The organism is Pseudomonas sp. IT-347P, assembly GCF_949768005.1.
In the GTDB taxonomy this organism is placed as follows: Bacteria; Pseudomonadota; Gammaproteobacteria; order Pseudomonadales; family Pseudomonadaceae; genus Aquipseudomonas.
In genome coordinates this window covers 957,992-981,259 of sequence record NZ_CATKPQ010000011.1, presented here as the reverse complement: position 1 = coordinate 981,259, position 23,268 = coordinate 957,992, and the positions used below count along the sequence as shown (strand labels likewise).

At 61.3% G+C, this 23,268-nt stretch carries 15 protein-coding genes; 13 read left to right on the top strand and 2 right to left on the bottom strand.

The window, feature by feature from the left end:
• The first annotated feature begins 130 nt into the window (after positions 1 to 130).
• The 13 genes from glgA (at position 131) to ACM6IV_RS08270 (ending at position 17,489) form a co-directional block, all read left to right on the top strand.
• Entirely contained in the window at positions 131 to 1,717 is a 1,587-nt protein-coding gene (glgA, locus tag ACM6IV_RS08330) for a glycogen synthase GlgA (RefSeq protein WP_414869539.1), read from the top strand.
• Positions 1,718 to 1,735: 18 nt separating this feature from the next.
• Positions 1,736 to 3,535 carry a malto-oligosyltrehalose trehalohydrolase gene (gene treZ / locus ACM6IV_RS08325; RefSeq protein ID WP_414869538.1) on the top strand — a complete coding sequence of 600 codons (1,800 nt, stop codon included), beginning with the start codon at positions 1,736 to 1,738 and terminating at the stop codon, positions 3,533 to 3,535.
• Positions 3,532 to 5,610, top strand: a complete 2,079-nt coding sequence (gene malQ, locus ACM6IV_RS08320; protein WP_414869537.1) for a 4-alpha-glucanotransferase — start codon at positions 3,532 to 3,534, stop codon at positions 5,608 to 5,610. The genes treZ and malQ overlap by 4 nt, the downstream gene beginning before the upstream one ends.
• A complete protein-coding gene (locus tag ACM6IV_RS08315; RefSeq protein ID WP_414869536.1) occupies positions 5,607 to 8,381 on the top strand; it encodes a malto-oligosyltrehalose synthase in 2,775 nt (924 codons plus the stop codon). The genes malQ and ACM6IV_RS08315 overlap by 4 nt, the downstream gene beginning before the upstream one ends.
• A 21-nt stretch (positions 8,382 to 8,402) precedes the next feature.
• A complete protein-coding gene (locus tag ACM6IV_RS08310; RefSeq protein ID WP_414869535.1) occupies positions 8,403 to 8,717 on the top strand; it encodes a DUF2934 domain-containing protein in 315 nt (104 codons plus the stop codon).
• Positions 8,718 to 8,942: 225 nt separating this feature from the next.
• A complete protein-coding gene (gene glgX, locus ACM6IV_RS08305; RefSeq protein WP_414869534.1) occupies positions 8,943 to 11,102 on the top strand; it encodes a glycogen debranching protein GlgX in 2,160 nt (719 codons plus the stop codon).
• Between the two features lies 1 nt (position 11,103).
• Positions 11,104 to 12,102, top strand: coding sequence for an acyl-CoA dehydrogenase (locus ACM6IV_RS08300; RefSeq protein WP_414869533.1), 999 nt, complete (start codon positions 11,104 to 11,106; stop codon positions 12,100 to 12,102).
• Positions 12,099 to 12,857 (top strand): PIG-L deacetylase family protein, encoded by a 759-nt coding sequence (locus ACM6IV_RS08295; RefSeq protein ID WP_414869532.1) that lies wholly within the window; start codon positions 12,099 to 12,101, stop codon positions 12,855 to 12,857. The genes ACM6IV_RS08300 and ACM6IV_RS08295 overlap by 4 nt, the downstream gene beginning before the upstream one ends.
• The gene (locus tag ACM6IV_RS08290; RefSeq protein WP_414869531.1) at positions 12,854 to 13,453 is read left to right on the top strand and encodes an SAM-dependent methyltransferase; all 600 of its coding nucleotides are present in this window, start codon (positions 12,854 to 12,856) and stop codon (positions 13,451 to 13,453) included. Before ACM6IV_RS08295 ends, ACM6IV_RS08290 begins: the two co-directional genes overlap by 4 nt.
• Positions 13,450 to 14,136, top strand: a complete 687-nt coding sequence (locus tag ACM6IV_RS08285; RefSeq protein WP_414869530.1) for a glycosyltransferase — start codon at positions 13,450 to 13,452, stop codon at positions 14,134 to 14,136. The genes ACM6IV_RS08290 and ACM6IV_RS08285 overlap by 4 nt, the downstream gene beginning before the upstream one ends.
• A gap of 156 nt (positions 14,137 to 14,292) precedes the next feature.
• Positions 14,293 to 15,051 (top strand): PIG-L deacetylase family protein, encoded by a 759-nt coding sequence (locus ACM6IV_RS08280; protein WP_414869529.1) that lies wholly within the window; start codon positions 14,293 to 14,295, stop codon positions 15,049 to 15,051.
• 198 nt (positions 15,052 to 15,249) lie between these two features.
• Positions 15,250 to 16,032, top strand: a complete 783-nt coding sequence (locus ACM6IV_RS08275; protein WP_123450083.1) for an endonuclease/exonuclease/phosphatase family protein — start codon at positions 15,250 to 15,252, stop codon at positions 16,030 to 16,032.
• Positions 16,033 to 16,421: 389 nt separating this feature from the next.
• The gene (locus ACM6IV_RS08270) at positions 16,422 to 17,489 is read left to right on the top strand and encodes an autotransporter domain-containing protein (protein WP_414869528.1); all 1,068 of its coding nucleotides are present in this window, start codon (positions 16,422 to 16,424) and stop codon (positions 17,487 to 17,489) included.
• Between the two features lie 129 nt (positions 17,490 to 17,618).
• Here ACM6IV_RS08270 and glgB read toward each other — a convergent pair whose 3' ends face one another.
• Positions 17,619 to 19,850, bottom strand: a complete 2,232-nt coding sequence (glgB, locus tag ACM6IV_RS08265; RefSeq protein ID WP_414869527.1) for a 1,4-alpha-glucan branching protein GlgB — start codon at positions 19,848 to 19,850, stop codon at positions 17,619 to 17,621.
• 2 nt (positions 19,851 to 19,852) lie between these two features.
• Complete coding sequence (treS, locus tag ACM6IV_RS08260; protein ID WP_414869526.1) at positions 19,853 to 23,194, bottom strand: maltose alpha-D-glucosyltransferase; 3,342 nt, start codon at positions 23,192 to 23,194, stop codon at positions 19,853 to 19,855.
• Positions 23,195 to 23,268: the final 74 nt, after the last annotated feature.

Below are 23,268 nucleotides of genomic sequence, written 5' to 3'. Positions count from 1 at the left end.
CCATTCTGCTTGCGCGTGTTGGGTAGCGTTTGCTCACCGATGCGTGGCGCGTTTGCGCCCGGCCACAGGACTTGGCCATGGACATCGCTTGTTCAAGACAAGAATCAGATCAACGAGACGGGAGATTCATATGATCAGTGCGGCATTGGAAATTCAGGGAGAGCGTGCTCAGCAGGCGGTTGGTGAATCGAGCACCATCAGTGTTCCTGGCAGCCGACAGATCAACGTCCCCGGCACCAAAACGCTGACTCCAGTAGCGAGCCAGAACCCCAACAAGAAAAAAGTGTTATTCGTGACCTCGGAAATCGCCGATCTGGTCAAGACCGGAGGCCTGGGTGACGTCTCCGCTGCACTGCCCCGGGCCATGGCCCATCTGCATGATGTGCGCGTGCTGATCCCCGGTTACCCGCAGGTGATGCACAGCGAAAATCCGATCCATATCATCGGCGAACTGGGCGGCCACGCCGCGCTGCCGCCGTGCAAGATCGGGCGCATGGACATGCCGGACGGTCTGGTCATCTACGTGCTGATCTGCCCTGAACTCTACGAGCGCGAAGGCTCGCCCTACGGCGCCAACAACGGTCGCGACTGGCCGGACAACCATATTCGTTTCGCCCGTCTGGGCCTGGCCGCCGCGGACATCGCCGCCAACCTCGCACAAATTCACTGGTGCCCGGATCTGGTGCACGCCCATGACTGGCCGGCCGGTCTCGCCCCTGCCTATATGCACTGGCGCGGGCAGCGCACGCCGACCCTGTTCACCATTCACAACCTCGCCTATCAAGGCGTGACCAGCCTCGGTTCCTGCCCTGAGCTGGGGATTCCCGCCCATGCCCTGCAACAGGAAGGCATGGAGTTCTACGGCAAGATGTCGTTCCTCAAGGCCGGCATGGCGTATTCGAGCCATATCACCACGGTCAGCGCCACGTACGCGCAGGAAATCACCACCCCGGATTTCGGCTGCGGCCTCGACGGTTTTCTCGCCGCCAAGACCCAGCAAGGCTTGCTCAGCGGTATCCCCAACGGCATCGATGAGAGTTGGGACGCCGCTACCGATCCGCACCTGTTCGCGCCGTTTGCCATCGGCGACTGGGAAGGCAAAGCGGTCAACGCTGCGCACGTGCGCGAACTGTTCGGCCTGACTGACTCCACAGGACCACTGTTCGCCGTGGTGTCACGCCTGGTTTATCAAAAAGGGCTCGACCTGACGATAGCGGTGTCCGAGTACATCGTGCAAAACGGTGGCCAGATCGCAATCATCGGTCGCGGCGAGCCGGAAGAAGAACAAGCCATGCGCGAACTGGCGCTGCGCTTTCCCGGGCAGATCGGTGTGCGCATCGGCTTCAATGAAACCGACGCCCGACGCATGTTCGCCGGCAGCGATTTCCTGCTGATGCCTTCGCGTTATGAGCCTTGCGGTTTGAGCCAGATGTACGCCCAGCGTTTCGGCTCGCTGCCGGTGGCGCGCAACACCGGCGGTCTGGCCGACACCATTGAAAACGGCGTCACCGGTTTCCTCTTCGATGAATCCACTGCTGAGAGCTATCAGGAAGCCCTGAGCCGCGCGTTCAAGGTGTTCGCCTTCCCCGAACTGCTCAACGCCATGCGGTGCCGGGCGATGGCCGCGCCGTTCAACTGGTGCAAAGCGGTTGAACCGTACGCCGAACTCTACGAACAACTGGTCGCCAAGGCGCTGGGTAAAGCTCACCACAAATAACCAGGGAGGTTCACCACGATGCCGTTACGGTCTACTGAAACCTGGCCCCACGGCGCGATCATGCTGGACGCCGAACACACGCAATTTGCGCTATGGGCGCCGGATGCGTTTTACGTGAGTGTCGAATTAGAAGACGGTCAGTCGCTGCCAATGCTGCCTCAGGCAGATGGCTGGTTCGTGATCAAGGCCCGCTGTCCGGCGGGCACCCGCTACCGCTACAACATCGACGGCGAACTGGAGGTGCCCGACCCGGCCTCCAGAGCGCAGGATGGCGACCTCGACCGCCACAGCGTGGTGGTCGATCCGTTGGCCTATCAATGGCGACACAGCACCTGGCACGGTCGGCCGTGGAGCGAAGCGGTGATTTACGAGCTGCACGTGGGTGCGCTCGGCGGCTTTGCCGAAGTCGAGCAGCACCTGGCGCGGCTGGTCGCTCTGGGCATAACTGCGATTGAACTGATGCCGCTGGCGCAATTTCCCGGGGATCGCAACTGGGGTTACGACGGTGTACTGCCTTACGCACCGCAAGCCTCCTACGGCACCCCGGAACAACTCAAGCACTTGATCGACAGCGCCCATGGCCATGGTCTGGCGGTGATTCTCGACGTGGTCTACAACCACTTCGGCCCCGACGGCAACTACCTGCACCGCTATGCCAAAGGCTTCTTCCGCGAGGACAAGCACACACCGTGGGGCGCCGCGATCGATTTTCGCCGCAGCGAAGTGCGCGAATTCTTCATCGAAAACGCGCTGATGTGGCTACTGGAATATCGTTTTGACGGCTTGCGCCTGGACGCGGTTCACGCGATAGAAAGCCCGGACTTTCTCCCCGAACTGGCCCAGCGTGTCCGCCAACAGATCGACCCGACGCGGCATGTCTGGCTGACTGTCGAAAATGAACTGAACCAGTCCAGCCTCTTGGAGAACGATTACGACGCGCAGTGGAACGACGATGGCCATAACGCCCTGCACGTGCTGCTGACCGGCGAAACCGATGCCTATTACGCCGATTACGCCCTGCAACCGACCGAGCAACTGGTGCGCTGCCTGAGCCAGGGCTTCGTGTTCCAGGGCCACATTACCCGCCACGGCGAGCCGCGTGGTGAACCGAGCGAACATCTACCGTCAACCGCGTTTGTGCTGTTCCTGCAGAACCATGATCAGATCGGCAATCGTGCTTTTGGTGAGCGCCTGCATCAACTCGCCGACCCGCGTGCGGTGCATGCGGCAACCGTGCTGTTGCTGCTGTCACCGATGATTCCGCTGATGTTCATGGGCGATGAGTTTGCCGCCGAGCAGCCGTTCCTGTTTTTCACCAGCCACCACGGCGAGCTGGCGGAGCTGGTGCGCGAAGGCCGACGCAACGAATTTGCCGCGTTCAGCGCCTTCACCGATCCGCACAAACGCGAACAGATTCCCGACCCGAATGCCGAGCAGACCTTCCACGCCTCGCAACCACGCTTGAGCGGCAGCGGCTCTGCGTTGCAACAGCAAACCCTGGCGCTATACCGGCAACTGCTGCAATTGCGCCATCAGTACATCATTCCAAACCTGTCCGGGACCCAAGCGCTCGGCGCGCACATGCTCGGCCAAGGCGCGGTCAGTGCACGCTGGCGCCTGGGCAATGGCAGTGAGCTGCGAATTGACCTGAACCTCAGCGACACGCCAGTGGTCAACCCTGCACAGACCGATGCCGTGTGGCTGTTTCAGCAGCCGCCCGCCGTCGCCTCGGATTCGGGCTTGTTGCCCGCGTATTGCGCGCTTGTCAGCCTCACGGCCGCAACCCCTTTGCAACCTCTGGATGGAGAGCGCCTATGAGCGATGCGCAACTGGAAATTCTTGCAAGCCGCGCCGGCCTGGCCGTCGACTGGATCGACGCCAACGGCCGCCCGCAAAAAGTCGCCCCGGCGGTACTGCGCAATGTTCTGATCGGACTCGGCCACCCCGCCAGCACCGCACAGGAAATCGACGCCAGCCTGTTGGAACTGCAAGCGGCACAACAAGACCGCCACTTGCCACCGCTACTGACCAGCGATGTTGGCGTCGGCCTCGATCTGGGGCGCTATTTCGCCCCTGAAACGCCGTGCGAAGTTCACCTTGAAGATGGCTCGCGGCTGAATCTCAAACTCGATTCCGAAGCGATATTGCCGGGGCTGATCCCGGTCGGCTATCAACAGGTGCATATCGGCGATCAGTATTTCACCCTGGCCGTGGCCCCGGAGCGCTGCTTCAGCGTCGGCGATGCGGTGGATAATCCGATTCCCCGCGCATGGGGTCTGAGTGCGCAGCTGTATTCGCTGCGCCGCCCCGGCGACGGCGGTTTCGGCGACACCCAAGCGCTGGAAGACCTGGTCCGCGTGGCCGGTGAACGCGGCGCCGATGCGCTGGCGATCAGCCCGCTGCACGCCATGTTCAGCGCCGATAACGGGCGTTACAGCCCTTATTCGCCGTCCAGTCGGCTGTTCCTCAATCCCCTGTACGCGGCACCCGGCGCAATTCTTGGGGAACGCGCCTTGCGTGATGCCATCGACACGACCGGCCTGGCCGAGCAGTTCGCGCAACTGGAAGACCTGACACTGATCGACTGGCCGAGCGCCGCCGAGGCCAAGCAAAAACTCCTGCAGGCGTTGTATGAAGGTTTCATCGCCGGTGAGCATCCACTGCACGCGGACTTCGCCAGTTTCCGCCACGCCGGTGGCGAGGCCCTGGAAAACCACTGCCGTTTCGAAGCAATTCAGGAAATGCGCGCCGCCCGTGGTGAAAACCTCGACTGGCGGCAGTGGCCGGAACACTGGCACGACCCACGCGGCGCGGCGCTCGAAGCGTTCGCCGAGGAATATGCCGAACGCATCGGCTACTTTGCCTTTTGCCAATGGCTGATCCATCGTTGTCTGGAGCGTGCGCAAACCGCCGCACGCAGTGCCGGCATGGGCATCGGCCTGATCGCCGATCTCGCGGTGGGTGCCGATGGCGCCGGCAGTCAGGCGTGGAGCTTTCAGGATGAACTGCTCGCCTCGCTGACCGTTGGCGCGCCGCCGGACATTCTCAATCGCTCGGGCCAGGGTTGGGGCATTTCCGCGTTTTCCCCGGAAGGTCTCATCCGTAATGGCTTCCGCGCCTTCATCGACATGCTGCGCGCCAACTTCGCCCACGCCGGCGGCTTGCGCATCGACCATGTCATGGGCCTGCAACGCTTGTGGGTGATCCCCAACGGCGCCGCCCCGGCCGATGGCGCGTACCTGTATTACCCGGTCGATGACTTGCTGCGCCTGCTGACCCTTGAGTCCCACCGCCACCAGGCCATTGTCCTCGGTGAAGACCTCGGCACCGTGCCCGATGGCTTGCGGGAAAAGCTTATCGCCCGTTCCATGCTTGGGATGCGCGTGCTGCTGTTCGAGCAGGACAACACCTTTTTCAAGCCGATTCTCGACTGGCCGGACAACGCATTGGCGACCACCAGCACCCACGATCTGCCGACGCTCAACGGTTGGTGGCATGGCCGCGATATCGACTGGAATGCCCGCTTGGGCTTTGTCGATGCCAACGGCGAAATCGAATGGCGCCATCACCGTCAGCGTGAGCGCGAAGGCTTGCGCAGCGCTTTGAGCCAGGACCCGCAAAACTTCCGCGAGGAATCCCACGAGGCCGATCAGGTGGTCGATGCCGCTGTGCGTTTCCTCGGCCACACCCGTGCACCGTTGGTGCTGTTGCCGCTGGAGGATGCCCTGGGCATAAACGAACAGGCCAATCTGCCCGGCACCGTCGACACCCATCCGAACTGGTCACGGCGCTTGCCCGGTACCAGTGAGGCGCTGCTCGATGGCGCGGACGCGGCGCGACGTCTGGAATTGCTCGCGTGCGCGCGTCTGCAGGCAGCCGAGCGTGACCAATGAACCAGACGCTCATCCAACCTCTGCGCGCGACATTGCGCCTGCAGTTTCATAAAGGTTTTACCCTCGAACACGCTGTGCCATTGGTGCCGTATTTTGCCCGGCTCGGTATCAGCCACATCTACGCCTCGCCGTTGCTTGCGGCGCGAGCCGGCTCCATGCACGGCTACGACGTGGTCGACCCGACTCAGGTCAACCCGGAACTTGGCGGCGAAGCGGCGTTACGGCGCCTGGTCAGCACCCTGCGCGAACACAACATGGGGTTGATCCTCGACATTGTCTCCAACCATATGGCGGTCGGTGGCAGCGACAATCCGTGGTGGCTGGATCTGCTGGAATGGGGCCGACTCAGCCCTTATGGCGAGTTCTTCGACATTCAGTGGCACTCGCCGGACCCGCTGATGGAAGGCCAGTTGCTCCTGCCGTTTCTCGGCAGCGATTACGGAGTGGCCTTGCAGGAAGGCACGCTGAAGCTGCATTTCAATGCGCAGACCGGCGGCTTCCATGTCGCGCATTACGACCACCACTTCCCGATCTGCCCGAATGATTACGGTGAGCTGCTGAAGTCCGAGGAAGCGCTCAAGCCGCTCGCCGATCGTTTCAGCGCCCTCAGTTATCAGACCGATGCCCATTCCTTGGCGATGCCGCTGAAACAAGAACTGCGGCAATTGGCGAGTGATCCGCAGATTCTCGAAGCGATCCGGAACAACCTGCAGCACTACGATTCGACCACGGAAGAAGGCTTCCACAAGCTGCATCAGTTGCTGGAGCGTCAGAGCTATCGCCTCGCGAGTTGGCGCACGGCAGCGGACGACATCAACTGGCGACGTTTTTTCGACATCAACGAACTCGGTGGGCTACGGGTCGAGCGCCCGGCAGTGTTCGAAGCCACCCACGGCAAAATCTTCCAGTTGATTGCCGAAGGGCTGATCGACGGCTTGCGCATCGACCACATCGACGGCCTCGCCGACCCGCGCGGCTACTGCCGCAAACTGCGGCGCCGGGTTGATCTGCTGGCACCGGGCAGGCATTTGCCGATCTACGTCGAGAAGATCTTCGGCGCCGGCGAAACCCTGCACCGCGACTGGGCGGTGGACGGCACCACCGGTTATGAATTCATGAACCAGTTGTCGCTGCTGCAACACGACCCGGACGGCGAACACGTGCTCGGTGACCTCTGGCAACGGCGCACCGAACGCCCGGCCGCGTTCATCGAGGAAGCGCAACTGGCGCGTCAGCAGATCCTCAACGGCTCGCTGGCCAGTGATTGCGAAAGCGTCGCCCAGGCCCTGCTGCAAGTCGCCCGCGATGACCTGATGACCCGCGACCTGACCCTCGGCGCGATCCGCCGCGTGTTGCAGGCGCTGATCGTGCACTTCCCGGTGTATCGCACTTATATCAGCGCGATGGGCCGCTCCGCGCAGGATGAAAAGTTCTTCCAGCACGCCATGGACGGCGCCCGGCAGAGCCTCAGCGAGGGCGATTGGCCGGTGCTCGACTGTGTCGCCGCCTGGCTTGGCGGCTCGCCGTGGCGGCATAAACCGCGCGGCCGCTCGCGCAAGATCCTCAAGCATGCCTGCGTGCGCTTTCAGCAACTGACCTCCCCGGCAGCGGCCAAAGCCGTGGAAGACACCGCGCTGTATCGCTCGGCGGTGCTGCTGTCGCGCAACGACGTGGGCTACAACACCGAGCAGTTCAGCGCCCCGCTCAGCGACTTCCATGCAGTCAATCAGCAACGGCTCAATGAGTTCCCCGACAACTTGCTGGCCACCGCGACCCACGATCACAAACGTGGTGAAGATACCCGCGCGCGCCTGGCCGTACTCAGTGAGCGCAGCCATTGGTACGCCGAGCAGATCGAGTTGTGGCGCGCCCTCGCCCGCCCGGTGCGCGTCGACGATCAAATGCCATCGACCGGTGACGAACTGATCCTCTATCAAGCGCTGCTCGGCAGTTGGCCGCTGCAACTGCGCGATGACGATCACGCCGGGTTCGCCGATTACGCCAAGCGTATCTGGCAATGGCAACAAAAAGCCCTGCGCGAGGCCAAGCTGCAAAGCAGTTGGAGCGCACCCAGCGAAAGCTACGAAAACGCCGCGCAGGCGTTCACCGAAAAACTCCTCACCGGCGAAGCAGGCGAACTGCTGCGCGCCGCGCTGAGCAAGACTGTCAACAGCATCGCCGCCGCCGGCGCGCTCAATGGCTTGGCGCAAACCTTGCTGCGCATGACCGTGCCGGGGGTGCCGGATCTGTATCAGGGCAATGAGTTCTGGGACTTCAGCCTGGTCGATCCGGACAATCGCCGGCCGGTGGATTACGCCGCTCGCGAACAGGCCTTGCAGGAGCCATTGCCCCCTGTGGAATTGCTGGCGAACTGGCGTGACGGGCGCATCAAGCAAGCCTTGATCGCCGAAGTGCTGAACCTGCGCGTCGAGCACGCCGAGCTGTTCCGCCGTGGCAGCTACCAGGCCCTGGAAGTGCTCGGCAGTCAGGCGCACAACGTGCTTGCGTTTGCCCGTGAGCACGAGGGCAAGCAGGCCATCGTGATTGTGCCGGTCCGTTGCGCGCCCCTGCTGGAAAACAGTGCTGTACCTCAGGTCGATGCGCTGCGCTGGGGCAACACGCGAGTGGTTTTACCGTTCGCCGCCTCTGAGACAAACCTGAAGGGACTTTTTTCAAGCCGCGCAGTCACAAAAAACAGGGAGCTGAATATCAGCGACGCGCTGGGGGATGTCCCGGTCAATCTCTTTATCCAACACTTAACACAAGCATGAGTTCAGTTCAGGAGCATTGCGATGAGTACCGACGATAAACGCATTCGCGAATTCGCCTATCAAATCTGGGAATCGGAAGGCAAGCCTGAAGGTCAGGAAGACCGCCACTGGGAAATGGCGCGCAAGCTCGCCGAAGCGGAAGCCCTGGCGCCGAAGAAACCGCCAAAGGCCAACGGTAGCAAAGCCGCAGGCAAGACTGCTGAGGCCAAGGCCCCGGCCGCCAAACCGAAACCGCCGGCCAAAGCCAAACCGGCCACCGCCGCAAAAGTGATTCCCCCGGGCGAAAAAGCCGCCGAGAAAAAGCCTCGGGCTCCGAAGAAGCCTTCGGCGATCTGACGCTAAACGGATTATTGAACTGAATGACTGTGTGGCGGGTTTGCTCGCCACCGTGGGCTGACTCGCCCTGAAGAAATACACAAATCCCTTGTGGGAGCGAGCTTGCTCGCGAATGCGATCTGCCATTCAACATTGAAGTCGACTGACACTCCGCCTTCGCGAGCAAGCTCGCTCCCACAGGGGATCAGTGTCAACTGAACCATCCCGTTTTTTGCAGGAGCAATCATGACCCGTCCAACGAAAGCCGAACCCACCGCGCACGCCGAGCCGTCGAGAATCCGTGAAGGTCTGCCCTTCCCGCTCGGTGCGACCTGGGACGGGCTGGGGGTGAACTTTGCCCTGTTCTCCGCCAACGCCACCAAGGTCGAACTGTGCATCTTCGACGATGCCGGCGAAGTCGAACTCGAACGCATCGAACTGCCGGAATACACCGATGAGATCTACCACGGCTACCTGCCCGATGCGCATCCGGGCCTGATCTACGGCTACCGCGTCTACGGCCCGTATGACCCGGCCAACGGTCACCGTTTCAACCACAACAAATTGCTCATCGACCCGTACGCCAAGCAACTGGTCGGCCAGCTGAAATGGTCGGAAGCGCTGTTCGGCTACACCATCGGCCATCCCGACGCCGACCTCAGTTTCGATGAGCGCGACAGCGCGCCGTTCGTGCCCAAGTGCAAAGTCATCGACCCGGCGCACACCTGGGGCAATGACCACCGCGTCAGCGTGCCGTGGGACAAGACCATCATTTATGAAACCCATGTGCGCGGCATCAGCATGCGTCACCCGTCGGTGCCGGAGAACGTGCGCGGCACCTTTGCCGGGCTGATGGTCGACGATGTGCTCGAGCACATTCGCAAGCTTGGCGTTTCCACCGTCGAGCTGTTGCCCATTCACGCCTTCGTCAACGATCAGCATCTGCTGCACAAGGGCATGACCAATTACTGGGGTTACAACAGCATCGCCTTCTTCGCCCCGGACCCGCGCTATCTGGCCAGCGGCAAGATTGCCGAGTTCAAGGAGATGGTCGCGCATCTGCACGAAGCCAACCTCGAAGTGATTCTCGACGTGGTCTACAACCACACCGCCGAGGGTAACGAGCAGGGTCCGACCCTGTCCATGCGTGGCATCGATAACGCCTCGTACTACCGCTTGATGCCCGATGACAAGCGCTACTACATCAACGATTCCGGCACCGGCAATACCCTCGACCTGAGCCACCCATGCGTGCTGCAAATGGTCACCGACTCGCTGCGTTATTGGGCCAGCGAGATGCACGTCGACGGTTTCCGTTTCGATCTGGCGACCATTCTCGGCCGCTATCACGATGGTTTTGACGAACGTCACAGCTTCCTCGTCGCCTGCCGCCAGGACCCGGTGCTGCGTCAGGTGAAAATGATTGCGGAGCCGTGGGACTGCGGCCCCGGCGGCTATCAGGTGGGTAACTTCCCACCGGGCTGGGTCGAATGGAACGATAAGTTCCGCGACACCGTTCGTGCGTTCTGGAAAGGTGACGACAGCCAGGTCGCCGATTTCGCCGCCCGCATGACCGCGTCCGGTGAGATGTTCAACCAGCGCGGGCGACGTCCGTACTCGTCGGTGAACTTCATCACCGCCCATGACGGTTTCACCCTCAACGATCTGGTGTCGTACAACGACAAGCACAACGAAGCCAACGACGAGAACAATCAGGACGGCAGCAACAACAACCTGTCGTGGAACCACGGCGTCGAAGGCCCGACCGACGATCCCGAGATCAACGCCCTGCGTCATCGGCAGATGCGCAATTTCTTCGCCACCCTGCTGCTTGCCCAAGGCACGCCGATGATCGTCGCCGGTGATGAATTCGCCCGCACCCAGGACGGCAACAACAACGCTTATTGCCAGGACAGCGAAATCGGCTGGGTCAACTGGGACTTGAGCGAGGACGGCAAGGCGCTGCTGAAATTCGTCAAACGCCTGATCAAGCTGCGCCTGGCTTATCCGATCCTGCGACGCGGACGCTTTCTGGTTGGCGAGTACAACGAGGACATCGGCGTCAAGGACGTCACCTGGCTGGCCCCGGATGCCACCGAGATGACCACCGAGCACTGGCATGATGCGCACAACCGCTGCCTGGGCATGTTGCTCGACGGCCGTGCGCAGGAAACCGGGATTCGCCGCAAGGGCGCGGATGCGACGCTGCTGCTGGTGGTCAACGCCCATCATGACATCGTCAATTTCACCTTGCCGGAAGTGCCGGAAGGCAGCTTCTGGACCTGCATGATCGACACCAATCAGCCGTCGATCCGCGGTCAGGAGCGCTTCGATTTCGGTCATGAATACTCGGTCACCGGTCGCTCGCTGCTGCTGTTCGAACTGCAACGTGATGAAGAAGACTGATATGGATCTGCACTGTTATCTGAGCCGGCGCCCAGCGGATTATCCGCACACCGTAGCCCTCGGCGATTGCCTGCGGGCACTGGTCGAGGCCGGACTGGATCGCCTGCCGTTGCCGGGCAGTGGCCGCACACTGGAGCGTTTTCAGCGGCTGGCGGAAGTCGGTGGGCATGACTTGGGTTTGTGCAAATTGTTCGAAGGCCACACCGACGCACTGGCGATCATTGAGCAACTGGGCGGCTCGCCGACACCGGGCAGTACCTGGGGCATGTGGGCAGCGGAACCGCCGCAGGCACGAGTGAAAGTCAGCCCGGCCGGGCACATGGTCGCACTGCACGGACGCAAAGCATGGTGCTCCGGCGCCGCGGTGCTCAGCCATGCCTTGCTCACCGCGTGGGATGCCGATGATCAGCAACAACTGGTCGCCGTCGCCCTCGACCAACCGGGCGTCACCGTGACCGGGCAAGGCTGGCAAGCGGTCGGCATGGCCGCCACCGGTAGCGTCGAAGTGCTGTTTGACGGCGCCGAAGCACAAGCCATCGGCAACCCCGGTGACTATCTGCAACGTCCGGGTTTCTGGCAGGGCGGGATCGGTATCGCGGCATGCTGGTACGGTGCCGCGCGGCAAATCGCCGAAGCGTTACGCAACCACTGTGAGCAACGTCCGGAACCGCACGCCCTCGCTCATCTCGGCGCGGTCGACAGCGCTTTGCAGGCGGCGGCGGATGTGTTGCGTTTCAGCGCGCTGCACATCGATGCCCATCCCGAGGACCACGCCGAACTGCTCGCCCGGCGTGCCCGTGCGGTGGTCGAGCAGTCGGCCGAACAGGTGATGCGTGAGGTCGGTCGCGCGCTCGGTGCGGGACCGTTTTGCAAGGATCGGCACTTTGCCCGGCTCTCTGCCGATCTGCCGGTGTTCCTGCGCCAGAGTCACGCCGAACGGGATCTGGCGGCGCTCGGGCAATTAGTCGCCGGGCAGTCTGCGGAGGCATGGGCACTATGAAAACCAATCCGATTGTGGGCCAAGGCACGACCCTGCATCAGTGGCAGGCCTCGCGGCACCTGGCGGAGCTGGATAGCATCGACATCCTCAGTCTTGTGCCTCCGAGCGCGCGAGCGGTGATTGTCGCGCCGCACCCGGACGACGAAGTGCTTGGTTGTGGTGGTTTGCTGCAACTGCTCGCCGCTGCCGGTCGACCTCTGCAATTGATTTCGGTCACCGACGGCAGCGCCAGTCACCCCGGCTCCAATCGGTGGCCGGTGGAACGTCTGAGCGTGGTGCGTCCGCAAGAGTCGGCTGAAGCGCTGCGCCGCCTCGGTCTGCCGATGCATCGGGTGAAGTGGCTGCGCGGCGGTTTCACCGACACGCAGGTCGCCGCTCAGGAAGCTGAGCTGGTGGATTTCATCGAGCGTCATCTGCGTCCCGATGATGTGCTCTTCACCACCTGGAGCGAGGACGGACATTGCGACCATGAGGCCGTCGGCCGCGCCAGTGCCGAGGCGGCGCGCCGGGTCGGTGCTACTTGCCATGAGCTGCCGGTGTGGACCTGGCACTGGGCGACGCCGGAAGATGCCTTCGTACCGTGGCAACGAGCGCGCAAGATTCTTCTGACGCCAGCGCAAGTCGCGCGCAAACGTCACGCGGTGCACGCCTTTGCCAGTCAGCTGGAGGGCGATCCTGACGCAGGCCTCGGCCCGGTGCTCGCGCCGTATGTGCTCGATCGCCTGCTGCAGCCCTTCGAGGTGGTGTTTCTATGAGTGTCGAGGATCGCTATTTCGACGGTTTGTTTGCTGGCAACGACGACCCGTGGGCGTTCCGCGAGCGTTGGTACGAGCAGCGCAAACGCGCGATCACCCTCGCCGCCCTGCCACGTCCGCACTATCGGGCCATCTTCGAACCGGGTTGCGCCAACGGCGAGCTGAGCGCCGAACTGGCCGCACGTTGCGACCGCTTGTTGTGTTGTGACACGGCCAGTGCAGCGGTGACATTGGCGCGCACCCGGCTGAGCCTGTTCGATCACGCTGAAGTGCGGCAAAACCGTCTTCCCGGCGACTGGCCGGAGGAAAAATTCGACCTGATCGTATTTAGCGAGATCGGCTACTACCTCGATGGCGCAGATCTGACAGAAGTGATCCGGCGGGCCAGTGATTGCCTGACTGCCGACGGCCAGTTCCTCGCCTGTCACTGGCGTCCGCCCATCGACGGCTGCCCGCTGAATGCGCGACAGGTTCACGACTTGATTCACGAAAAACTGCATCTGCCCCGACTGGTCCTGCATCAGGAAGCGGACTTCATCCTTGAGGTGTGGAGCCGTGAACCACGCTCGGTGGCGGCACTGGAGGGCTTGCGATGATCGGCATACTGATCCCGGCACACAACGAGGAAGACCTGCTCGACGACTGCCTGAGTGCAGCCATGCGCGCCAGCCGCCACAGTTTGCTGGCCGGCGAACGGGTTGAAGTGTTGGTGGTGCTCGACAGTTGCACCGACCGCTCGGCGCAAATTGTCAGCCGTTATCCGGTGCTCAGCCTGCACATCGACGCACGCAATGTCGGTCAGGCCCGGGCGGCCGGCGCCCGTCTATTGCTGGAGCGTGGAGCGCGCTGGATATCCTGCTCCGACGCCGACAGCCGCGTGGCCGACGACTGGCTGGTGGCGCAACTGGGGTTGGGCGCGGACGCCGTATGCGGTACCGTCACCGTCGAACGCTGGCACGAGTCGTTCGATGAGGCGGCGCAAATCCGCTATCACCGACATTACCGTGCCTGCGATGGCCACCGGCATATCCACGGCGCCAACCTCGGCATCAGCGCCGACGCCTATCGCTGGGCCGGCGGCTTTAAACCGCTGGCCTGCGATGAGGATGTGCAGTTGGTACGCGAGCTGGAACTGGACGGCGCCAACATCGCCTGGAGCCATCGCCCGCAAGTGCTCACCAGTGCGCGGTTCGACAGCCGTGCACGCGGTGGTTTTGGTGACTATCTGCGAAATCTGGCACAGATGGAGCAAAAAAAAGCGGATCAGATTGATCTGTGACGCGACGAATTTCGCTTCATGAGCAATACTCAGCTGCGCGGCAATCCAGGGTTCGGAGCGTCGCGGGGCATTCAACCAGCCTTCACGGGTGGCTAGCGACTGGCAATCACCGCCATACGCGCCACTGAGGGCGAAACAACACAAGGACGTCACACCATGAAACCGTTATCCCTCAGTGACAGCAGTCTGCCGGCGCAAATCTGGAACAGCGCCCCGCAACTGGACAACATTCCCGTCATCAATACCCTGAGCCTCGTTCCAGCCGGCGCCCGCGCCGTGGTCATCGCGCCACACCCAGGCGATGAAGTGGTCACCTGCGGCGGCCTGCTGCAACTGCTCTCCGGTCTCGGTCATCCACTGCAATTGCTCTCGATCACCGATGGCAGCGCCAGTCATCCGGGATCCCGACAATGGTCGGAAAAACGCCTCAGCGTGTTCCGCCCGCAGGAAAGCGTCGAAGCCCTGCGCCGCCTCGGCCTGCCGATGCACAGCCTGAAATGGGTGCGCGGCGGATTTACCGACAACGCCCTGTGCGATCAGCAAGCGCAAGTCACCGCATTCATCAGCCGTTACCTGCGCCCCGGCGATGTGGTGTTCAGTACCTGGCGCGGTGATGGCAACGATGATCACGAAGCGGTGGGCCGGGCCAGCGCCCAGGCGGCGGAACAAGCCGGGGCCATTTTTCACGATGTACCGGTCTGGGCCTGGCACTGGCACGAGCGCGATCAGCAACTGATCCCTTGGGAGCGCGCCCGCAAATTGCGCCTCGACACCTGGACCGTGGCACGCAAGAGCCACGCCACCCATGCCTACGCCACCCAGCTCAAGGGCGAACCGGCGATCGGCATTGCGCCGATGCTGCCGCCGGTGATCCTCGAAAGAATGCGCCTGCCCTACGAAATCGTGTTTGTCTGAATCTCTACGACACTGCCTTGCTCTTTGTAGGAGTGAGCCTGCTCGCGATAGCGGTGTGTCATTTGCGCAAATGTTGATTGATCCACCGCAATCGCGAGCAGGCTCACGCCTACAGGGTTTTGTGGATTGATCAAAAGGAACTGCCGCCCCTTCCTATCAGTCGCATGAATAAGCGGCCCGCAATCCAGAGGAGTGAACGTGTCCAGCGATCCCAAGCGTCATGTTGTCGACGCGCCCGTCATCCATCGTTTAAGGGTGCTGACGGTCAACACCCACAAGGGCTTTACCGCGCTCAATCGGCGATTCATCCTGCCGGAACTGCGCGAAGCCGTACGCAGCACGGCGGCTGACCTGGTGTTTCTGCAAGAAGTGGTGGGTGAACACGAGCGACATTCGAACCGTTACAACGAATGGCCGCAGACCTCGCAATACGAATTTCTCGCCGACAGCATGTGGAGCGATTTCGCCTACGGGCGCAACGCCGTCTATCCGGACGGGCATCACGGCAACGCCCTGTTGTCGAAATACCCGATCCGTGAATACCGCAACCTCGATGTGTCGATCACCGGCCCCGAACGCCGAGGCCTGCTGCACTGCGTACTCGATGTGCCCGGTCACGCCGAGGTGCATGCGATCTGCGTGCATCTGAGTCTGCTGGAAAGCCATCGACAATTGCAGCTGCAACTGCTCTGCCAGCTGCTCGAATCCTTGCCCGACGACGCGCCGGTGATCATTGCCGGCGACTTTAACGACTGGCAGTTACAGGGTAACGCCGCCCTCGCCCGTCGTGACTACCTGCACGAAGCCTTTGAGCGCCATCACGGGCGCCCGGCCAAGACCTACCCGGCGCGGTTTCCGTTGCTGCGGCTGGACCGGATCTATCTGCGCAATGCCAGCAGCCATGACCCACAGATCCTCGGCAACAAGCCGTGGACGCATTTGTCCGACCATCTACCGTTGGCGGTAGAGGTGCATCTTTAGCCGCATTATTGACAGCAATGCTATACGCGGCAGTCTCACAACCCTCATACCGTTTCAGTGCCGGCAGACCTTCTGTCGGTAACTGAATGCCTCTGGGACGAACCTTTTGCTGCGTTTTTCCATGCAAACAACCACTTAGTTATGTACAGAAAAACAAACGCTTGCAAAGTCTGTTTTGCCACTACCGCTCATCGTTCAATTTCTTGACGGGCAGGCTCGACTCTTCTTATCTCTACCTTACTACCCCCGGAATCACTACCCGGGACGAACCTTCGGCCACTCGCGAAATCGAGCGGTCGCGGTTCGCCCCGCTCCATTCGGTCGCCCCTCGTTCGGGGTAGGAGAGACGCCACACAGAGAGAATGCATGCGCCTGCAAGGTAGACCTCCATGAAAACTTCAAAAACCTCACGCGAGATCAAAATCACTTTATGCACAGTGTCGAGTTCAATCTTGCTGTGCTCGTCCATGGAGGCGCAGGCCGGTTCTGCGGCGGATGAAATCACCCCGTGGTATCGCGCGGACGTGCCGGTGCTGACGTTGCCAGCCACTGTCATCACTCCCGGTCCGCAACGCTTCAGCCCACGGCCCGACCTGCAGGGCACACGCTTGATGACCGAAGACCTCGCACCGTCTGCCTGGGATGAGCTGTACGGCCGAAGCGCGCGGCAGGCGCAAACCGATGTGCTGTCATCAGGCTATGCGGTGCCCGGCAGCGGCGACTTCAAAGGGCCGGCCGTGCTCACCGTGAAAGGCAGCGGGCATACCCAGACCGTAGGCCTCATCGGCGGCGTCAACCAGATTCAAGCCAATGGCAACGGCGTACTCACCAGTCGCGCTTTGGCCGACCCGAACAGCGCTACCCTGAATCTGCAAGGCCAGAGCCTGGGTGCTTATTACAGCCTTACCGGCGCCCAAGGCTGGCACGTGGATTTATCGGCCAGCGGTGGCCGCGTCAGCGGCTTCAGTCGCAACGGCCAGGGCGCCCGCCAAGCCACCGAAGGCAGCGCCATGACGTTCTCGGTGGAAGGCGGTTATCCAATTGGCTTGAGCGACAACTGGGTTGTGGAACCGCAAGCGCAATTGATCAACCAGCGCATCACCCTCGATACCCCGTACGCCGGCTCGGGCAATGCGTCATCCACTGATCTGACGGCCTGGAGCGGTCGCGTCGGCGCACGTTTGAAAGGCAGTTACGATTTGAATGGTCTGCCGGTGGAACCCTACGTGCGCACCAACCTCTGGCACACCGTTTACACCGGCAATACGGTGACGCTGGATCAAGTCGACAAGATCAGCAGCAGCCGCAAGTCCTCCACCGTTGAGTTGGGTCTGGGCCTGGTGGCCCGGGTGACGCCAGCGGTGAGTCTGTATGTCAGTGCCGATTACAGCAGTGATGTGGATGACAATGATTTGAATGGGATAATCGGCAGCCTTGGGGTGCGGATGCGTTGGTGATCTTCAGGCTACCGAAGGTCCCTGTGGGAGCGAGCTTGCTCGCGAAGCGGTGTAACGTTCAACATCATTGTTGATTGACACATCGCCTTCGCGAGCAAGCTCGCTCCCACAGGTTTTGCGGTGCCTGGATCAACCCTCCGGTTTGAGGATCAACACCGCCAACGGCGGCAGATTCAGCTCCAGTGACAACGACTGGCCATGGCTCGGCACGTCTTCGGTAAACGCCTCGCCGCCATTGCCGTAATTGGAACCGGCATAGGTGTCGGCATCGCTGTTGAGCAATTCGCTCCAGCGCCCGGCAAACGGCACACCCACGCGATAGGCCTGACGCGGCACCGGCGTGAAGTTGGCCACCACCAGTACCGGTTTGCCTTCCTTGCTCCAGCGCAGCCAGGCATAAACACTGTTGATCGCATCGTCACCGATCAGCCACTGGAAGCCTTGCGGTGCGTCATCCTGATCGTGTAGCGCCGGTTCTTCGCGATACAGCCGATTAAGATCGCCGACCAGTTTCTGCACGCCTTTGTGCTCGGAATATTGCAGCAGATACCAATCCAGCTGTTGATCATGATTCCACTCGCGCCACTGGCCAAATTCGCAGCCCATGAACAACAGCTTCTTGCCAGGATGCGTCCACATGAAACTCAGATACGCGCGCAGGTTGGCAAACTTCTGCCAGCGATCGCCGGGCATCTTGTCGATCAGCGAATGTTTGCCGTGCACCACTTCATCGTGGGAGATCGGCAGGATGAACCGCTCGGACCAGGCGTAAACCAGACCAAAACTCAATTCGTTGTGATGGTGTGCGCGGTACACCGGATCCTGCTGGATGTAATGCAGCGAATCGTGCATCCAGCCCATGTTCCATTTGTAGGCGAAACCCAGACCGCCCTGCTGCGTGCTCTGGCTGACACCCGGCCACGCGGTGGACTCTTCGGCGATCACCAGCGCACCCGGTGCTTCCAGTTCGACCACGTCATTCAAATGACGGAGGAAGTCGATGGCTTCCAGATTCTCCCGGCCGCCATGGCGGTTAGGCACCCATTCACCGGCCTTGCGCGAATAATCGCGATAGAGCATCGACGCCACCGCATCGACGCGCAAACCGTCGACATGGAAATGCTTCAGCCAGTGCAGCCCCGAAGCCAGCATGTAGCCGTGCACTTCGGTGCGGCCGAGGTTGTAGATCAGCGTGTCCCAATCCTGATGGAAACCTTCCAGCGGGTTGCCATATTCATACAGCGCCGTGCCGTCGAATTGCGCCAGACCATGGGTGTCGGTGGGAAAATGCGCCGGCACCCAGTCGAGAATCACGCCGATCTCCGCACGGTGGCAGGCGTCGACGAATTCGGCAAATTGCGCCGGCGAGCCGTAGCGCGCACTCGGGGCGAACTGCGACAACAATTGATAACCCCAGGAGCCGCCAAACGGGTGCTCCATGATCGGCATCAGTTCGATGTGGGTGAAACCCAGTTCCTTGACGTAGGGAATCAAGCGTTCGGCCAGTTCCGGCCAGGTGTACTGGCGCGCGACTTCGCCGAGATCATCCAGTTCGCATTGCCATGAACCGGCGTGCAGTTCGTAGATCGACAGCGGCGCCGAATGTTTCTGGCGGTCACGGCGGCTGCTCATCCAGTCGTGATCCTGCCAGTCGATTTGCAGCGGCTCGGCGACTTTCGACGCGGTATCCGGTGGCAGGCTGGTGGCCAGTGCCATCGGGTCCGCCTTGAGCGGCAGAATGCCGTGGGCACCGAGAATTTCGTATTTGTACAACTCGCCCGCTTGCAGGCGCGGGATGAACAACTCCCAGACCCCGGAAGGATGACGCAGGCGCATCGGATGGCGGCGCCCGTCCCAGACGTTGAAATCACCGACTACCGACACGCGTCGGGCATTTGGCGCCCACACGGCGAAACGCACACCGTCAACGCCATCGACGGTTTTCAGTTGCGCGCCGAGACAGGCACTGAGGTCGCGGTGGTTACCCTCGGCAAACAGATAAAGATCCATTTCGCCGAGCAACTGACCGAAGCTGTAGGGATCCTCCGCAACCTGCTCGCCACCGGCCCAACGCGTGCGCAGCAGATAAGGCCGCGCGTGATCGAAGTGGCCGACAAACAGCCCCGGCGTGTCAGCCTGCTCCAGCGGACCAAGTTCTTCGCCGGAATTCTTGTCCAGCACGACAACGCTCAGTGCACCGGGTAAATAGGCGCGGATGAATTGCCCGCCGACACCATCGCCGTGCGGGCCAAGAATGGAAAACGGATCTTGATGTTCCGCTCGCACCAACGCGTCGATGTCCTTCGGCGTCGGCAGTAGCGCTTCTTTAACCGCACCCTGTTCCTTGTTCGAGAAACTCATGACTACTCTCCACCAAGATCGGAAAAGGGTTTAAGCCCCGTCAATAACCCATACAAACCGTGCAACGGCACGGGCAGCCACGTCGGGCGATTTTCGGCCTCATAGGCCACTTCATAGGCCGCCTTCTCCAGGCCGAACAACGCCAGCGCGGCGTCGGCACCTTCAGGACCTTGCCAGGCATGATCAAGACTAGCTGCCGCACGGCGATATGCCTGAACAAATGCCTCGCGAGCCTCACGCAGATAGCGCTGAGCTACCAGACGTCGCGCGGTTTCAGACTCGGCGCTGTGATCAACGTTGTGCACGTTGATCGTCATCGCCGCCGCGTAATCGAAGGAGCGCAGCACCCCGCTGACATCCTTGTACGGACTGTGTTTGCCACGGCGTTCGGCCAATGGCCGCGCCGGTTCACCCTCGAAGTCGATCAGATAGGCATCGCCCTTGATCACCAGCACCTGGCCCAAATGCAGATCGCCGTGGACACGAATGCGCAAACCGCCGATGGCTTTTTTCGCCAGATCCTGCACGTGCGTGAGGATGGTTTTCTTCTCGTCGATCAGGCGCTTGACCAGTTTCTGATCCGCCGCATTGAGTTCGCCCTGATGCTGCTTGAGCAGTTTCAAGGCGTGCTCGACCTGTGCCACGACATCCTTGCCGGTGGCCTGCATATCCTTGGCCGTCGACACCTGCGGCGCGAAGTCGGCATTGTCGGTGGGCGCGGCAAGCACCTTGTGCATCTCGCCCAGACGCTGACCGAGCATGCCGGCAAAATCCCTCAACTCACCGAGGGCGTTGTAATGCTGCTCCTGCTCGGACATGGCATCGGCCAGTTCATCGCGCAACGCCCGCTCGAGGTTGTTCTGCGTCCATTCCCAGGCATCGCCCTGATTGCTCAAATAACCCTGAGCGATCATCAACAGATTGTCTTCGCCCTGAACATCGCGGCGAATCACCGAGCCGAGCAGCGGAGAGATATTGGCAAATCCGGCCTCGGTCAGGTAAGCGCTCATCTCCAGTTCCGGGTGTACGCCAGAAGCGACTTTGCGTATCAGCTTGAGCACCAGACTATTGCCGATCACCACCGAACTGTTCGATTGCTCGGCAGACAGATAACGCACTTCGGATTCGGCACCCAGGCCGAGTTTTTCCAGATGCGGCGTCGGTGTGAAGCGGATTTCACCCTCGCTCGACTCCAGCACCGTACCGTTCTGCATGCCTTGCAGCACCGCACGCACAAACGCTTCAAGGCTGAACGCGTCAGTGATCAAACCGACTTGTCGTACACGGCGTACACGGGACAAAGCCAATTGCTGCGGCAATGCCGGGCCGACCTGGTCTTCGGAAATAAAGCCGAACGGCAGTTGATAGCGACTGGTCTGCCCGCCGCTGGTGACTTCGATTTCGCTGAGCAGCACCGGATGCTGGGCGTCGCCGAAACGCACGCCGTAGGCCAGATGCACCTTGTCGATGGCCGTGTCCTTGCCGGCGAACCAGCGCCGGTTCTGCAGCCAGCTCGGCAGAATGCTTTGCTCCAGCGTCGTGCGCGACGGCGCTTCGAGCAGTTCTTCCATGCGCTTTTTCAGCACCAGCGTGGTGAAGTCCGGCAGGCTTTGCGCCGGTTCCACGTGCCAACTCGGCATCTGGTTTTCCGCGGCCAGAGCGAACCAATAGAAACCGTATGGCGCGAGAGTCAGGAGGAAATTCAACTGGCCGATCGGCGGGAATGCATTACCGCCGAGCATCTCTACCGGCACCATGCCGACGTAGGCCGACAGGTCCAGCTCCACCGCTTGCGCACTGCGTGAAACGTTGGCCACACACAGAATGATTTCGTGCTTGCCATCGGCATCGGTGAATTCGCGGGTGTAAGCCAGCACGCGACGGTTATTCGGCGAGAGCATTTTCAATGTGCCACGGCCAAACGCCTTGGACTGTTTGCGCACGGCGAGCAAGCGTCGGGTCCAGTTCAACAGCGAATGCGGATCGCCGGATTGGGTTTCGACGTTGACCGACAGATAGCCGTACTGCGGATCCATGATCGGCGGCAGCACCAGACTCGCCGGATCGGCGCGGGAGAAGCCGCCATTACGGTCGATCGACCACTGCATCGGCGTCCGCACACCATCGCGGTCACCGAGGTAGATGTTGTCGCCCATGCCGATCTCATCGCCGTAATACAAGGTCGGCGTACCGGGCATCGACAGCAGCAGACTGTTGAGCAATTCGATGCGGCGACGATCACGCTCCATCAACGGTGCCAAACGCCGGCGAATGCCAAGGTTGATCCGCGCGCGACGGTCGGCGGCGTAGTAATTCCACAGATAGTCACGCTCTTTGTCGGTGACCATTTCCAGAGTCAGTTCATCGTGGTTGCGCAGGAAGATCGCCCACTGGCAGTTGGCGGGAATTTCCGGGGTCTGGCGCAGAATATCGGTGATCGGGAAGCGATCCTCCTGCGCGAGTGCCATGTACATGCGCGGCATCAGCGGGAAGTGAAAGGCCATGTGGCATTCGTCACCGTTGACGCCCTCAGCATCGGTGTCACCGAAGTACAACTGCGTGTCCTCAGGCCATTGGTTGGCCTCGGCGAGCAGCATGCGATCCGGGTAATTGGCGTCGATCTCGGCGCGGATCTGCTTGAGGACGTCGTGGGTTTCCGGCAGGTTTTCGTTGTTGGTGCCGTCGCGCTCGATCAGATAAGGGATCGCATCAAGGCGCAGGCCGTCGATGCCCATGTCCAGCCAGTAGCGCATCACCGACAACACGGCTTTCATCACCTGCGGGTTGTCAAAATTCAGATCCGGCTGGTGCGAATAGAAGCGGTGCCAGAAGTATTGGCCGGCAACCGGGTCCCAGGTCCAGTTGGATTTTTCCGTGTCGAGAAAAATGATCCGCGTGCCGTCGTATTTCTGGTCGTCATCCGACCACACATAAAAGTCTCGCGCCGCTGAGCCGGGCTTGGCCTTGCGTGCACGCTGAAACCACGGGTGCTGGTCAGAGGTGTGGTTGATGACCAACTCGGTGATCACTCGCAAGCCGCGCTTGTGCGCTTCGGCGATAAAGCGCTTGGCGTCGGCCATGGTCCCGTAATCGCTGTGCACGCCACGGTATTCGGCAATGTCGTAGCCGTCATCGCGGCGTGGCGAGGGATAGAACGGCAACAGCCAGATGGTATTGACGCCGAGGTCGGCGATGTAATCTAGTTTGGCGATCAGGCCGGGAAAGTCGCCGATCCCGTCATTGTTGGAGTCGAAAAACGATTTGACGTGAACTTGATAGATCACCGCATCCTTGTACCAGAGCGGGTCTTTGATAAAGGTGGCTGCCTTGGGTTTCTTCGCCATGTGAAACTCCTGTTCAATTCTAGAAAAGCCGTGAGTCGATCACCTGACTCCAACTCAATGAGCAACCTGTGGGA

What these genes read in the sequence shown, in the direction of transcription:
- glgA (WP_414869539.1), top strand. Translation starts at nt 131, where the DNA reads ATGATCAGTGCGGCATTGGAAATTCAGGGAGAGCGTGCTCAGCAGGCG.
- treZ (WP_414869538.1), top strand. Translation starts at nt 1,736, where the DNA reads ATGCCGTTACGGTCTACTGAAACCTGGCCCCACGGCGCGATCATGCTG.
- malQ (WP_414869537.1), top strand. Translation starts at nt 3,532, where the DNA reads ATGAGCGATGCGCAACTGGAAATTCTTGCAAGCCGCGCCGGCCTGGCC.
- ACM6IV_RS08315 (WP_414869536.1), top strand. Translation starts at nt 5,607, where the DNA reads ATGAACCAGACGCTCATCCAACCTCTGCGCGCGACATTGCGCCTGCAG.
- ACM6IV_RS08310 (WP_414869535.1), top strand. Translation starts at nt 8,403, where the DNA reads ATGAGTACCGACGATAAACGCATTCGCGAATTCGCCTATCAAATCTGG.
- glgX (WP_414869534.1), top strand. Translation starts at nt 8,943, where the DNA reads ATGACCCGTCCAACGAAAGCCGAACCCACCGCGCACGCCGAGCCGTCG.
- ACM6IV_RS08300 (WP_414869533.1), top strand. Translation starts at nt 11,104, where the DNA reads ATGGATCTGCACTGTTATCTGAGCCGGCGCCCAGCGGATTATCCGCAC.
- ACM6IV_RS08295 (WP_414869532.1), top strand. Translation starts at nt 12,099, where the DNA reads ATGAAAACCAATCCGATTGTGGGCCAAGGCACGACCCTGCATCAGTGG.
- ACM6IV_RS08290 (WP_414869531.1), top strand. Translation starts at nt 12,854, where the DNA reads ATGAGTGTCGAGGATCGCTATTTCGACGGTTTGTTTGCTGGCAACGAC.
- ACM6IV_RS08285 (WP_414869530.1), top strand. Translation starts at nt 13,450, where the DNA reads ATGATCGGCATACTGATCCCGGCACACAACGAGGAAGACCTGCTCGAC.
- ACM6IV_RS08280 (WP_414869529.1), top strand. Translation starts at nt 14,293, where the DNA reads ATGAAACCGTTATCCCTCAGTGACAGCAGTCTGCCGGCGCAAATCTGG.
- ACM6IV_RS08270 (WP_414869528.1), top strand. Translation starts at nt 16,422, where the DNA reads ATGAAAACTTCAAAAACCTCACGCGAGATCAAAATCACTTTATGCACA.
- glgB (WP_414869527.1), bottom strand. Translation starts at nt 19,850, where the DNA reads ATGAGTTTCTCGAACAAGGAACAGGGTGCGGTTAAAGAAGCGCTACTG.
- treS (WP_414869526.1), bottom strand. Translation starts at nt 23,194, where the DNA reads ATGGCGAAGAAACCCAAGGCAGCCACCTTTATCAAAGACCCGCTCTGG.